This window comes from Methanosarcina sp., assembly GCF_035390745.1.
GTDB lineage: Archaea > Halobacteriota > Methanosarcinia > Methanosarcinales > Methanosarcinaceae > Methanosarcina.
Map to the genome: position 1 here is coordinate 1 of NZ_DAOOUJ010000023.1, position 13,053 is coordinate 13,053.

Here is a 13,053-nt window from a genome sequence, read left to right on the forward strand (position 1 = left end):
TAAGGATCATGGAGAGTGAAATGGTCCTGAGGGGAGGCTACTGGTTCCTGGAGATTTCAAAGTTCGAGAAAGAGAAAAAATAAGCCCAATTTTGGCTGTCTTCTTTTTCATTTCTGTTTTACTCTGGAGCTGGTCTTTTTTATAATACAGACTTTAACCAAAAAAATCTGTTCAAATTACTGAATAAACCGAAACTGAATACTCTAAAAAGTATCAACCCATTAAGTTCAAATTAATTGAAGTTTGTTTTTCAGAGTATTCTTATAGAGTTCTGTTTAATACTTTTAAAATATACCTTCCCCTACTTTTATAAAGTAAAAAAGCTCTCTTCCCTCAACAAGGAGCCATCCAATAATGATGATCGCAGGAATTGATGAAGCCGGAAAAGGTCCGGTAATCGGGCCCATGTGCATAGGTGGCGTAAAAATCGATGAATCCAGAGCCCATATATTCAAGGTGCTTGGGGTTGCTGATTCCAAGAAGCTGACGCCGAAAAAAAGGGAACAGCTTGCAGCCCAGATCAAAAAACATGCAGACGGCTATTTTGTTCTTGAGGTCAGCCCTTCTCAGATTGACGAACTCCGGAAAATAATGAGCATGAATGAGATCATGGTTGTCTGCTTTGCAAAAGTGCTCGAACAGCTGAAGCCGGATATCGTATATGCCGATGCCGCTGATGTGAAAGCCGAACGTTTTGCCGAAAACCTCCGCAGGCAGTATGCAAAGACCAGCCCCGACCATGCAAAGAAAATAGAGATAATCTCCATGCACCAGGCAGATGCAACCTTTCCTGTCGTCTCGGCAGCCTCGATTATCGCAAAGGTGCGCAGGGATGAGCTCATCGAAGAGCTCAAAAAGGAATGGCACATGGACTTTGGAAGCGGCTATCCCTCGGACCCCAAAACAAAAGAATTTCTGCTGAAATGGGGAAAAGAGCACAGCGGAGAATTCCCCGGAATAGTCAGGCAGTCCTGGCAGACTGTGGAAAACATACGGGAAGAACTGGAAAAAGCGAAAAAAGAGTGAAAAGAGTGAAGTCAGATTTTCTAAAACTTATTCTCAAGCCGGTCTACTTTTTAGCTTTTCCGAAAACTTTCCATTCTTTCATTTTCTTCTCTTATTCTTTAACAAAGGCTTCAAATTCTTTTTAAATTTTCTAAAAATATAGGAAGACTAATATCAGAGTATTCCAATATAAATAACTACATTCTTAAACTCAATTCTTAAAACCGTCATTTTTTAAACGCTTTAACTGGAAAGGGGTTTTAATATGTTCTCGTTAAATGAACAAAAAGCTATTGAACTCGGAGAATCTGGAGAAAAAGCAGTAAGAGAAAAAAACGAATACGATGCGCTTCAGTATATAGAGTACCTTCGTGAATTCGGCGAAGAGATCATTGAAGCAAAACTGGAGACGGACCTGAAAAGGGTTATAATCTCAATCCGGAACATAGGCAGCAAAGCTGTCCAGAAAAGAATTGATGCCGTTGCAACCAGTGCTGTTCAGGTCCTTAAAAGCCTTGTAGAACCTGCGCTTGAGAAAAACCTCTCGAGTGCGATGTGGTCCTTTTCAAAAGCTGTGCAGGAGATAGGCAAAGGAGCAACGCAGTTCAGGATGATCGAGCCTGCGCAGAATGCGGTGGATGCGCTTGAGATTATAGGGTCAGGCGCCGTTGCAAAGAGAATGGAAGTCGTAACCCTCTGGACTACCATGGCACTGGAAGAGATCAGCTACCTGGCAGACAGACAGCAGCTCGAAGACCTCAGCAGTATGGCAAAAACCGCAAGAGAACAGATAATAGAGGCATCGGAAGCGGAGAAATTCGTTACAAGGGATCAGATTGAAAAATATCCCAAACTTATTGCGCAGACCGTGGGCGAATTCTCCGAGCTTCAGAACCTCCAGCCCGCAGGTTATGCAGCAAGGCCCAATGAAGAATTTACGGAAGAAGAATTCTTCGAAGAAGAAGCAGAGGAAGAAGAAAGCAAAGGTAAAGAAGGAAAAACTTAAGCTGGAGCTGGAACAGAGAAACAATAATTGCCATTGGCTAACCAAAAAAATAGTTCATGGCTGTTTTAAACAGCCGTCTGTCTTTTTTTAAAGTTTCTTGAGATTTCCAGAAATCTTTCTATTATTTTTAACCCTTCCGGCGTAAGCACGGACTCAGGGTGGAACTGCAGGCCGTAGATCGGGTATTTTGCATGTTCGACTGCCATGATGGTTCCGTCTTCTGCCCGTGCAGTAACTTTTATTCCGGGAGCCGGCTCTCCAATCTCAAGAGAATGGTAGCGTCCTGCTTCAAACTGCTCTTTAAGTGTTGTGAAGAGAGCCGATTCTGTGTGATGGATCTTTGAACTTTTACCATGCACGGGTCCCACTTTGCATCTCCTGACAGGCCCGCCGAATGCCACATTGATAGCCTGGTGCCCCAGACATACTCCGAGAAGAGGGATTTCCCTGCCCATTTCCCTGATTATCTCAAGGCAGTTACCTATATCCTTCGGGTCAGAAGGATTTCCCGGGCCAGGAGAAATCACCAGCGCATCAGGTTTTATTTCCCTTAACTCTTCCAGAGTAACCGTGTTGGGAAGAACCACAGTATCTTTTTCGAAATATGATATGTAATCAACAAGATTCCATACAAAAGAATCTTTGTTATTTATGAAGACAATTTTCATCTGAAGATTCCCCCTGAAACCTTTTTTGCCTCAAATTTCTCCGCCTATAGCCGCAAGCATTGCTGCCATTTTCCTCTCTGTTTCCCTGAACTCATACGCAGGGTCTGAATCCGCAACAATCCCTGCTCCTGCCTGTACCGAAGCTTTTTTTCCCTTTATAAGCAGTGTCCTTATCACGATTGCAAAATCAGCGTCCCCGTTCCAGCTGTAGTATCCTACTCCTCCGCCGTAAATCCCCCTTGGAGCTGTTTCAAGTTCGGAAATAATCTCCATTGCCCGGATTTTAGGAGCTCCTGACAGGGTTCCTGCTGGAAAGATTGCCCTGAAGGCATCGAACTGGTCGCACTCGGGTCTGAGAGTCCCTGAAACCGTACTTTCTATGTGCTGGACATGAGAATACTTGAGGACTTTCATAAAACCTGAAACCTTTACAGAACCGCTTTCGCAGACCATGCGGACGTCATTTCTCCCAAGGTCAACAAGCATTACATGTTCTGCCCTTTCTTTTTCGTCACTGAGCATATGGGAAGCCAGAACCTCGTCTTCAGCTTCGGATTTTCCCCTCGGACATGTGCCTGCAATGGGATTTATCATAACAGTGCGTTTATGCACAGTCAGCAGGGTTTCAGGGCTTGCTCCAACTATTGCCAGGTCTCCGAACTCAAAAATATACATGTACGGGCTCGGGTTTATTGCCCTGAGCTGCATATAAAGCTCGAATGGAGACTGTTCAAGATCGAATTCGCATTTTCTGGAAAGGACAGCCTGGAAAATATCCCCTGCAAAGATGTGTTCTTTCGCCTCCAGCACCGACGTTTCAAATTCTGACTGGTCAGCGCTGCAGACCGGTACAGGTGAACCTGATCCTGTTGATCGTGGTTCTTTCATCCCTGGTACTTTTGGCTGGTTCAAAGCTGCTACTTTCAGATCTTCAAGCAGGGAAGCTTCCCTGACCGCTGAATAAAGTTTTTCTGCTTCTGAAAGGGCTTCTTCGTATATTTTTCCTGCATCCGATCCCGGGCTTACGAAAGGAGTGACCACGATATAGATCTCTTCAGTCAGGTGGTCAAAGACATAACTTTTCGAGACAAGCAGGTACTGAAGTTCGGGAATTTCAGATTCAAAGCCCTTCTCCGCCCCGAGCCAGCTGTCATAAATTGCATCATAAGCTGTATAACCAATAGCTCCTCCAAGGAAGGTTTGCCTGTCAAAGCGCTTTTCATTGAGGAATTCAATCCCGTTAGCCGGAGGGAAAACCAGGCGAAGGGCATCAAAAGAGTCTTTTCCTTTTGGAATTGAAACTGTGAATTTTCCGGGTATCTGCACTTCAGTTTTCTTTTCTTCAGTTTTCCTGTTTGCCTTCTCTCCATCTTCTGCTTCTCCTGTATCCGGTGTACAGGTTTCTTTTGCTCTTGAAACGATTTCTTCGAATAAAGCCGAAGCTTTCGGGTTCAGGAGTTCAAGGGAAAGTTTCCGGTCATTTATTGTCAGCAGGGCATCGGGGTCGTTTCCAACAAATGAATACCTGGCTTTGCTTGCCTGTTTTTCCACGGATTCGAGCAGGTAGGAGTAAGCTGAAGTTCCCGAATTTTTCAATGCCTGATAAAGCTCAAGGGGGGAACAGGCAGGGGAGTAAGCTAAATCAATTTTTGCAAGGAGCTGAACAAGTCCTGGTTTTTCGAGCCCCGAAACAAGTTTCTTAAATTCTTCTTCTCCAATGTCAAAGGAAAGCATTGGCACACCTCACTTCTTCAATAAAACTTCTAATTTTCACAGCATCTTTTTTTCCTGAAGTCTCCACCCCTGAAGCCGTATCAACAGCATAAGGAGAAACGGTTCTTATTGCTTCCTGCACGTTTTCCGGCTTTAGCCCGCCTGCAAGGATCAGGGGAAGTTCAGTTTCTTCCGCAATTCTCCGGCTCAGGTCCCAGTCGTGTATGCAGCCTGTACCGCCTGTTTTCCCGGCAATCCCCGAATCAAGAAGCACACTGTCAACAACTCCGCTTTCTTCCAGCTCGCGGACCTCATCAAGAAGGCGGTTCACAAGGCTCTGAATTTTGGAAGCTCCCAGTCCAGCAGGGACGGAAAGGGTTTTTATTATGGGGATGTCAGTTTTTTCCCTTATTATTCCAAGTTCGACAGGCGACAGGCTGGAATGGATCTGCACAATATCCGGCCTTACTTTCTCAATGAGTTCCAGCGCCCTTGAAGAGTTTTCAGGCATTATGACCATTACCGAATCAAGGCATTTCGGAACTTTTGCGACAAGGGCAGCGGCAACATTAGAATCAAGTTTTCTCGGGCTTTCCGGGATTTCGGTTATAAATCCAACTGCATCGGCTCCATAATGGGCAGCCAGTTCTATATCTTCAGGAGTACGCATCCCGCAGATCTTTATCCTGGTTTTTAATCCTGTTTTCATGCCTTTTCCCCGGAAGCCGGGCTTAATATGGGAGTCCTGGAGGATGATAAAGCTGATTTTCCCGAAACAGAGCCCTTTATATAATTATTTTCGCGAAATCCGCCGGTATAATTCCGGAACTGATTGAATTTGACCATAACCTTCCCGCTGTCTATGGCATCTTCTGCAATGGGGATTGCCTGCTTGATAGAGCCCACAATCCCGCTTACATAAAGGGCAGCGGCTGTATTCAGGATAATAAGATCCCTTTTAGGCCCTTTCTGCCCCTTAAAGATGCAGAGAAGGTCTCTGGCATTCTCTTTCGGGTTTCCTCCCTTTATGTCCCCGGGATTTGCCCGCAGCATGCCAAGGGATTCAGGTGTCAATGTATAGGTTGAAACCTTTCCGTTCTTTAACTCCGCAACAAAGGTTTCCCCGGTGTTTGTGATCTCATCCATCCCTTCCCCGTTCACAACAAGGGCATGTTCAGTCCCCAGTTCTGCAAGGGCATACGCAATAGGTTCGCAGAGGCTTTTATCAAAAACTCCCACAACCTGCCCTTTTGCTCCTGCCGGATTTGTCAGAGGACCAAGGATATTGAATACAGTCCTTACTCCGAGCTTTTTCCTGACCCCTGCGACTCTCTTCATTGCAGGATGGAAGACCGGAGCAAACATGAATCCTATGCCTATCTTTTCTATTGTTTTCCTGACCTGCTCAGGAGAAAGATCCACTTTAATTCCCAGGGCTTCAAGCACGTCAGAACTTCCTGTCATTGAAGTGGCTGCCCTGTTTCCGTGCTTGGCTACAGGGACACCGGCTGCCGCAGTCACAATTGCAGCTGCGGTTGAAACATTGATGGTATTGAGCCCGTCTCCTCCTGTCCCGCAGGTGTCAACGATCCTGAAAGGCGTGTTTGGCCGGATAGTATTGCCAGCTTTTTTCATGCCCCTCACAAAACCGACAATTTCCTGCGGCTTTTCCCCTTTTGCCTTTAAAGCGAGCAGAAATGCCCCAATCTCCTCGTCTTCTGCTGTGCTCAAAATCTCTCCAAGTGCAGCTTCGGCTTCCTCTGAACTCAGATCACAGCCTTCTTCAAGCTTTTTAATGTACGCCTTTATTTCCTGCATTTTCCTCTCTCCTTCTCTTTCCTTTGTCCCCTGTTTAATTGGCTTCAAGCATGCCGGATTTGAGTTCCCTTGCAAGAGCTTCCAGCCTTTCGTTTACGTCTTTTCCTTCTTCAATGATCCTGACAAAAGCCGAGCCTACAATTACACCGTCAGCTCCGGCTTTTCTGACTTCTGCAGCCTGTTTTCCGGTTGAGATCCCAAAACCCACGGCTTTGGGAATGCCGGTTTTTACCCTGACAAGCAGTTCTTTTGTTGAACCTGCAACGTCGTTTCTTGCTCCTGTAACCCCGAGCCTTGACACAAGATAGATGAAGCCGGAACCTCTCTGCAGGATTTTCCTTATCCTTGCATCGGTTGTTGTGGGTGCGACCAGAAAGATCAGGTCAAGCCCGTGGGCATCGCAGCTGTTTTTCAGGTCAGCCGCTTCTTCGACAGGGATATCCGGTATTATCAGTCCGCTGATTCCGGCTTTAGCAGCATTTTCTACGAATTTTTCCACCCCGTACCTGAATACAGGGTTGTAATAGGTCATGCAAACGAGGGGAATTTCAACATCAAGACCTCTAACAAGCTCGAAATAGCGTTCAATATCCATGCCTGCTGCAAGTGCTCTCTGTCCTGCGACCTGAATGGTAGGACCGTCAGCAACAGGGTCTGAAAACGGGAACCCAAGTTCGATTATATCTGCGCCCCCTTTTGCCAGGGCTTTTACTATCCCTGAGCTTGCCTCAACAGAGGGGTCGCCTGCCATCACGTAGCAGATAAGGGCTCCTTCTTGTCTCTCCCTTAATTCGCTGAATTTCTCGGAGATTTTCTGCCTTTTAAGTTCAACTGCCTTAAGTTCGGTTCTCATTTCAGATCCCCCTTTTAAGGCTCAGTACGGTTTCCAGATCTTTGTCCCCTCTCCCTGAGAGGGTTACAACCACAAACTCTCCCAGCTCTCCTGATTCGGCGGCTTTTTTCAGGTATGCAAGAGCATGGGAGGATTCGAGGGCAGGAATTATTCCTTCAAGCCGGCTCAGTTCATGGAAGGCTTCTACTGCTTCGTCGTCTGTTACATAGCGGGCTGTAACCCTGCCGCTCTCAGCCAGAGAAGCAAGTTCAGGTCCTACTCCTGAGTAGTCAAGTCCTGCTGATACTGATTCTGACTCAAGGATCTGTCCGTTTTTGTCCTGAAGGACTTTTGTCCGTGCCCCGTGAAGGATTCCTTCTTCTCCGGCGCAGAGGGAAGCTGAGTGAAGGGCTGCTTTTTCCGTGCATTTCAGGGCTTTTCCCCCGGCTTCCACGGCAATCAGCCTGACATCTCTGTCTTCGATGAATGGGTGGAAAGTTCCCATTGCATTGCTTCCGCCTCCTGCACAGGCGATGAGTGCATCTGGAAGCCTGCCTTCTTTTTCCATTGCCTGCTCCCTTATCTCACTCCCGATAACGCTCTGGAAGTCCCTTACGATCATGGGGTAGGGATGGGGACCCACTACTGATCCAATGAGATAATGGGTGTTTCCTATGTTCGTAACCCAGTCCCTGAATGCCTCATTGATTGCGTCCTTGAGGGTTTTTGAACCGGTATGTACGGCTTTTACCTCGGTTCCCATGAGTTCCATTCTGTATGCGTTCATCTGCTGGCGCTTGACGTCTTTTGCTCCCATGTAGACAACGGTTTCAAAACCCAGATTTGCCCCTGCCATGGCTGTTGCAGTCCCGTGCTGTCCGGCTCCGGTTTCGGCAATCAGCCTTGTTTTTCCCATATATTTTGCAAGGAGAGCCTGTCCTATGGCGTTGTTTAACTTGTGGGCTCCTCCGTGCACAAGGTCTTCTCTTTTGAGGTATATTTTAGTCCCGTATTTCTTGCTCAGGTTCCGGGCAAGGTAAAGAGGGGTTTCTCTGCCTGCAAAGTCCTTCAGGAAATGGTCAAGTTCTGCAAGGAATTCCGGATCGTTTTTGAATCTCTCATACCCTTCCTCAAGCTCTTCAAGAGCCGGCATGAGGACTTCTGGCACGTACTGTCCTCCGTATTTCCCGTACTTTCCCTTTACATGTAATTCTGAAATTGTAGATCCCATAATTCGATTACTCCCTTATTCTCTTGATTTCTGGTCTCTTTAGTCGTGATTTAGTGAACAAAATTATATCCTTAGTTTTTGAAATAAAAGCGGACTTTTCAACCCTCTTAGCGGGAGGAAAATTCCTGAAAGTTAAGAAAAGCAATAATTAACGCCAGCAAAAGCTCTGGACGAACTCTTTAGTTTTTTCGAAAACGGAATCGCTTTCCATAAGTGCAGACCCTATAAGCACGGCGTCTGCCCCCGCCTGCATCACTCGCCTGACATCCGCGGAACTGTTCATCCCGCTCTCGCTTATGATTATGTGGCTGGTTCCGTGGTCAAGGTCGTATTCCCGGATAAGGGGTGCAAGCTCTTCCGTTGTAGCCAGGTCGATTTTAAGGGTCTCGAAATTTCGGTTGTTGATCCCTATTATTCTTGTGCCGGTTTCCAGGGCAAGTTCAAGCTCTTCCCTGTTGTGGACTTCAACCAGAGGCTCAAACCCTTTCTCAATAGCAAGCTCGACAAATGCTCCGAGTTCTTTCCCCAGGATGCCTGCAATCAGGAGCACGAGATCGCTTCCTTCTTCTTCAAGCTGCACCCTGTCAATAATGAAGTCCTTCCTGAGAACAGGCAGGCACACTGTTTTCCTTACCTCTTTCAGGTTTTCGAGCGAACCCCGGAACACTCCTGGCTCAGTAAGAACTGAAATTGCAACGGCTCCAGCTTCCTCCATCTCCCATGCAAGTTCAGCAGCCGCTGACGGCGGAATTTCCCTGAAACTCTTTCCCGGAGATGCAGGCTTGACCTCTGCAATTACAGGAGCCCGACCTTCTGCCCGTATGGCTGCCACAGCGGCAATAAAGTCCCTTTTCTGGAACTGCGGCTGCGGTCCTTCCTTGTGGATATCGGGTCCAAAAGCCTGAATCCGGGTTTTTGTTGTATTGAGGATATGGAGGATCGAATCGTCCATTTATTATCACTGGTGTATAGTTATGTACAACAATGTCTAATACTGCACTTGATATAAAAAGCTTTTGGATGATGAGAAGAGTTTAAAATGTAACCAGTTAAAAGTGCCGGGTAAAGCTTTCCGATTGATTTTGAGCAAATCTATCATTTATGCCTGTGCCCGAGATGAGGAATTGCTGACAAATCATTTTCGCGCAGATCGGCTGTGTGGTCGGCAATTTTGGAAAAAAGGTATTACTATGCCCGGGGTTCAAGTAAATCTGAAAAGTGCTTTTTCTATCCAGAGAACCATTCTTTTGAATTCACAGATAATATAACACCACGCCAGCCTGTCTGGCGGCTCTGCACAAAACAAAAAAGAATGAGAAGAAAGAAGAAATTTGAATATTAGCAAATAACAAAAAAATTATTTGTTGATTCTCTTCTTTTTTGTTTTTTGTCTTTTGAGACGGCCACTCTCCTTCATCGAGCGTGAAAATTCACAAGTAGTCCACCTGAGTGCCACGGCGAACATTATTTATATATTAACCAAATGTATGCTCCAGATTGAGGTACACCCGTGGACACAAAAACCATTAAAATCAGTGCAGAGCTGTACGAAGCGCTCGAATTTTGTAGAGATAGAGATAGTGATATTGGATGGGAGTCAAAGGGCGCGATAATTACAAAACTACTGGTGCGATATGATGACACCTGTCAACTTATACGTGAAAACGGTAACTACTGGTTCGTCATTAACGACAGGAAACGGAGGTTTCCGGAGCTTTCGCATACTACAGAAAATGTGAGAATCACGCAAGACCTTCATGACAGACTCAATGAAGCGAAAATCCACCCTGATGAGACAATAAATACTGTCCTGCAACGTTTGTTGTTTTCTTACTATGGCAACAAATTGGTATATCGTATAAATATAAACTCCATCACTAACAAGGACAGCCAGGACTTAATATTTTTTATGCGTGAGCTACTGCGGACAGAACCAAAATTTAACAATGCCCTGTTTGTCGAAGTTGTAAGTATAGATAATTACCCGGAAATAAAAAGTAAATACGAGAAAAAAACTTTACCACTATCGATATTGTACGATTTTGAAGAACTTGAGGTGTGGCACATGGAGGGAAAACACGATTTAGATGAGGTGCGAAGAAAATTAGAGGCATTTATCGATTCGTCAGAATAGTTTGTTGATTCGTGCGGCCGGAGTTTGCAAAAAGGCAATGGGGTATGTTCGCGCCAGAGATCTATACATATCGTATAATTTTCCTCTTATAATTTTTCCTGCGGTTTATGAGGAAGTCCTCATCCTCGTAGCAAGCTGCTGGATATTCGACTGAAATAAAGTAACTTTCAAATCTTATTAGGCAAGACGATGTCCTCTATTTTTAGATCAGTATTCAGATTTCCAACAAATCTCCATTTATACGCAGCTACTCTTTCCCCTCCTCATAGCCCGGCAGGATTTTCTGCACTTCGTTCCAGAAAGGCTTTGAGTGGTCTTTAGATTCGTCTGGCAAATTTCATGGACGACCATCCAGTCGATGAAGGGCATTCTAGCCATAACGATCTCCAGTTGAACCATAAGTGGATTCTGTTAAAGTTGTTGCACATAACTGACTGTTTATTTTTTCAATGTGAAATAAAGGGGTTGAAATAAATATTAAAGGATTAAAAAAGTATCTCAATCTCTACATAATAATCCAATAAGTTTGCGATCGTGTTTCTTCAGGTTTTTCTGTTTAAAATAGAATATTTTTGAGACTCAATATTTCCACTATTGCTGGATTTTTTGCTTTTTACCAAACTTTAGAGCCCCAATAGCATCAGCCCCCTGAAAAGGAACTTTAAAACCCAATTTCGGCTTTAATGAACATCCATCCAATATTTCTTCAAATAAAATGAGTTATCCTGAACCTCAAAAGAAAAAAGAATAATTTGGGGCCTGATTTAAAAAATCCGGTTGTTACAGGTCCCTTCTTTCCCATTATGACTCAATATGGTCATAAACTGTGACCATTGCTTTAGTTATCTTATACATATCTTCAAGTATAGGTGTTGTAGCTTCAGGCTGCCCGAGGGTTGCATTTGCAGCATCAAGCATGTCCTGAGGATATACGAGGCTTTCGTTCAGGTCTGTAATAGCATCATCAAAGGTATGCATGGCAGCATTCGCTTTAGTCATGTTAGTGGGATCATCCACGAAAACAACCGCAGAGTCCACAGCATCTATGCCTGTAGACGTCCCTTCTATTGTTGGCTGCAGGAAAGGATACTCTTCAGAGTGTTCACTCAGGGTCTCATTTATAAGGTTCAGGTTGAGGTCAAGCAGGCTAAGCATGGACTTAAGAAATTTAAAGCCCAGCCCTATCTCGGTTTCAACTGCTTCAGTTTCGTTGTATGAAGCCGTTGATAATTCTGTTAAATTTATTTCATTTGTTTCATTTTCAATAATTTCACTATCCTCCGTAACCGTTCCGGCTGAAGCCGGAAGTACGGCCAGAGTAAATAATAAGCCTGCGGCTACCCACAGGCAAAGAACCTGTTGTTTTTCCATATAATCTACCCCACTGCATTTATCTGGATTATTAATCGGAACTTAACATAACTTAATAGAATTTTACCTACTTTCTTCCCAATTAAAAAATAAACTAAGTCACCTATAAAAACGTAAGGATTCGTATCAAATTCTCGAAAGAGTAAATCTCCAGAAAAAGGCAAATCCGCGTAAAATTCGTATAGATCTTTTCATTTTAGCTAAAATCCAGTCAAATCTTATACCGTATATTTAAAAAAGAAAGCATGAAGTTACACAGTTAAGAAGAAAATACTCAAATCTAACTCCAAATCTTTAGATACCGGCAAACAATTAAATTATAATCTTATAATTATATCAATAAACTCTGAATATCTTTTACTATGTTTTGATATTTTTCATTTCAATTACTTTTCTGAAATATGTAATCAGTAAAGTTTACGGGCGTCCTAAACCACAAACAACATTTAGAAACCTTAACTCTCCATCGCTCAGGGAACAAGCCAATTTGATGACTTTGTCTTTTGATACCGTTTTTTTAATGGAGTTATGCATTTTTCTTCTCTCTGTTACTTTCAATTTCACCAGAAATTTTTTATAATTTAGTATTATCTGTTCTTTAGATGCCGAAAATTTTGTCTGAAACAAACTAAGAGATCTGGAGAAAACTTATTCCCTACAAGGTATAACTTCGAGTAATTTTTACTTTTTTGCTTATTTTTAAATTCGATGCCTGCAGGCTCAAACATCAATTTGTCATTTTTAGCTTCTGAAGGAATTGTCTGAAAAACTTCATACTGATGTTTGAAAATTCTGAGTGAAACATGATCAGGAGCATTGTTCTCTGAAAAAGTTATTCACTATTCGTGGCAGAGTTAAGGTTTAATATCTTTTTCTTTTAAACGTTCACTATTTCCTGGGCCGCTAACTGTGTGAAGACCCTTACAGATCTAACTGAGGTTGTGCATCCGCATTTTCTGCAGTAGTAAATGTTGTTTGAGCCAATTACCTGTTTTTTAAGGGGTGAACCGCATCTGGAACATTTTGGAGGAAGGTCAAACATACCTGTGCTCACTCCAGGATCATGAGCGGCTCAAGTCTTGCAGTTTCCTTTCGAGTCCAGTACCCGCAAACAGTACAGTATTGAAATCCGCTGAAAAGGTCGTTTTCAAGTTTGGAATGACATTCTGGACATCTTTTCAAGAAAAGAGTATGGCCTGGATTTTTTTTGTCCTCAGCAATTTGTTTTCTGGTTGTTTCCTGCATAGTTAATTGCTTCCTTTGAATTTTTCACGT

General features: G+C 43.9%; 13 protein-coding genes. 3 read left to right on the forward strand and 10 right to left on the reverse strand.

What is annotated here, in order from left to right:
• Positions 1-354: 354 nt before the first annotated feature.
• The gene (gene rnhB / locus PLL47_RS07260; RefSeq protein WP_324445524.1) at positions 355-1,026 is read left to right on the forward strand and encodes a ribonuclease HII; all 672 of its coding nucleotides are present in this window, start codon (positions 355-357) and stop codon (positions 1,024-1,026) included.
• 244 nt (positions 1,027-1,270) lie between these two features.
• The gene (locus PLL47_RS07265; protein WP_324445525.1) at positions 1,271-2,011 is read left to right on the forward strand and encodes a hypothetical protein; all 741 of its coding nucleotides are present in this window, start codon (positions 1,271-1,273) and stop codon (positions 2,009-2,011) included.
• A gap of 65 nt (positions 2,012-2,076) precedes the next feature.
• On the opposite strand, the gene PLL47_RS07270 is transcribed toward PLL47_RS07265, so the two are convergent.
• From PLL47_RS07270 to PLL47_RS07300, 7 genes are all read right to left on the reverse strand, one after another.
• On the reverse strand, positions 2,077-2,679 hold the full coding sequence (locus PLL47_RS07270; protein WP_324445526.1) for an aminodeoxychorismate/anthranilate synthase component II: 603 nt from the start codon (positions 2,677-2,679) through the stop codon (positions 2,077-2,079).
• A 30-nt stretch (positions 2,680-2,709) separates the two neighbouring features.
• Positions 2,710-4,413 carry an anthranilate synthase component I gene (gene trpE, locus PLL47_RS07275; protein ID WP_324445527.1) on the reverse strand — a complete coding sequence of 568 codons (1,704 nt, stop codon included), beginning with the start codon at positions 4,411-4,413 and terminating at the stop codon, positions 2,710-2,712.
• On the reverse strand, positions 4,400-5,101 hold the full coding sequence (locus PLL47_RS07280; protein ID WP_324445528.1) for a phosphoribosylanthranilate isomerase: 702 nt from the start codon (positions 5,099-5,101) through the stop codon (positions 4,400-4,402). Before PLL47_RS07280 ends, trpE begins: the two co-directional genes overlap by 14 nt.
• A complete protein-coding gene (gene trpD / locus PLL47_RS07285) occupies positions 5,098-6,210 on the reverse strand; it encodes an anthranilate phosphoribosyltransferase (RefSeq protein ID WP_324445529.1) in 1,113 nt (370 codons plus the stop codon). Before trpD ends, PLL47_RS07280 begins: the two co-directional genes overlap by 4 nt.
• A gap of 34 nt (positions 6,211-6,244) precedes the next feature.
• A complete protein-coding gene (gene trpA, locus PLL47_RS07290) occupies positions 6,245-7,063 on the reverse strand; it encodes a tryptophan synthase subunit alpha (RefSeq protein WP_324445530.1) in 819 nt (272 codons plus the stop codon).
• A 1-nt stretch (position 7,064) separates the two neighbouring features.
• Entirely contained in the window at positions 7,065-8,273 is a 1,209-nt protein-coding gene (gene trpB, locus PLL47_RS07295) for a tryptophan synthase subunit beta (RefSeq protein ID WP_342674264.1), read from the reverse strand.
• A 148-nt stretch (positions 8,274-8,421) separates the two neighbouring features.
• On the reverse strand, positions 8,422-9,225 hold the full coding sequence (locus PLL47_RS07300; RefSeq protein WP_324445531.1) for an indole-3-glycerol-phosphate synthase: 804 nt from the start codon (positions 9,223-9,225) through the stop codon (positions 8,422-8,424).
• Between the two features lie 558 nt (positions 9,226-9,783).
• Between PLL47_RS07300 and PLL47_RS07305 the strand changes: the two genes are divergently transcribed.
• A complete protein-coding gene (locus tag PLL47_RS07305; RefSeq protein WP_324445532.1) occupies positions 9,784-10,407 on the forward strand; it encodes a hypothetical protein in 624 nt (207 codons plus the stop codon).
• An 801-nt stretch (positions 10,408-11,208) separates the two neighbouring features.
• Here the strand turns inward: PLL47_RS07305 and PLL47_RS07310 are convergent.
• From PLL47_RS07310 to PLL47_RS07320, 3 genes are all read right to left on the reverse strand, one after another.
• Positions 11,209-11,778, reverse strand: a complete 570-nt coding sequence (locus PLL47_RS07310) for a hypothetical protein (RefSeq protein ID WP_324445533.1) — start codon at positions 11,776-11,778, stop codon at positions 11,209-11,211.
• Between the two features lie 877 nt (positions 11,779-12,655).
• Entirely contained in the window at positions 12,656-12,832 is a 177-nt protein-coding gene (locus PLL47_RS07315; protein ID WP_324445534.1) for a hypothetical protein, read from the reverse strand.
• Positions 12,829-12,960 (reverse strand): hypothetical protein, encoded by a 132-nt coding sequence (locus PLL47_RS07320; RefSeq protein WP_324445535.1) that lies wholly within the window; start codon positions 12,958-12,960, stop codon positions 12,829-12,831. The genes PLL47_RS07315 and PLL47_RS07320 overlap by 4 nt, the downstream gene beginning before the upstream one ends.
• Positions 12,961-13,053 lie beyond the last annotated feature (93 nt).

Bases quoted from the DNA above. Each gene is read 5' to 3' on its own strand.
- rnhB (WP_324445524.1), top strand. From the start codon at position 355: ATGATGATCGCAGGAATTGATGAAGCCGGAAAAGGTCCGGTAATCGGG.
- PLL47_RS07265 (WP_324445525.1), top strand. From the start codon at position 1,271: ATGTTCTCGTTAAATGAACAAAAAGCTATTGAACTCGGAGAATCTGGA.
- PLL47_RS07270 (WP_324445526.1), bottom strand. From the start codon at position 2,679: ATGAAAATTGTCTTCATAAATAACAAAGATTCTTTTGTATGGAATCTT.
- trpE (WP_324445527.1), bottom strand. From the start codon at position 4,413: ATGCTTTCCTTTGACATTGGAGAAGAAGAATTTAAGAAACTTGTTTCG.
- PLL47_RS07280 (WP_324445528.1), bottom strand. From the start codon at position 5,101: ATGAAAACAGGATTAAAAACCAGGATAAAGATCTGCGGGATGCGTACT.
- trpD (WP_324445529.1), bottom strand. From the start codon at position 6,210: ATGCAGGAAATAAAGGCGTACATTAAAAAGCTTGAAGAAGGCTGTGAT.
- trpA (WP_324445530.1), bottom strand. From the start codon at position 7,063: ATGAGAACCGAACTTAAGGCAGTTGAACTTAAAAGGCAGAAAATCTCC.
- trpB (WP_342674264.1), bottom strand. From the start codon at position 8,273: ATGGGATCTACAATTTCAGAATTACATGTAAAGGGAAAGTACGGGAAA.
- PLL47_RS07300 (WP_324445531.1), bottom strand. From the start codon at position 9,225: ATGGACGATTCGATCCTCCATATCCTCAATACAACAAAAACCCGGATT.
- PLL47_RS07310 (WP_324445533.1), bottom strand. From the start codon at position 11,778: ATGGAAAAACAACAGGTTCTTTGCCTGTGGGTAGCCGCAGGCTTATTA.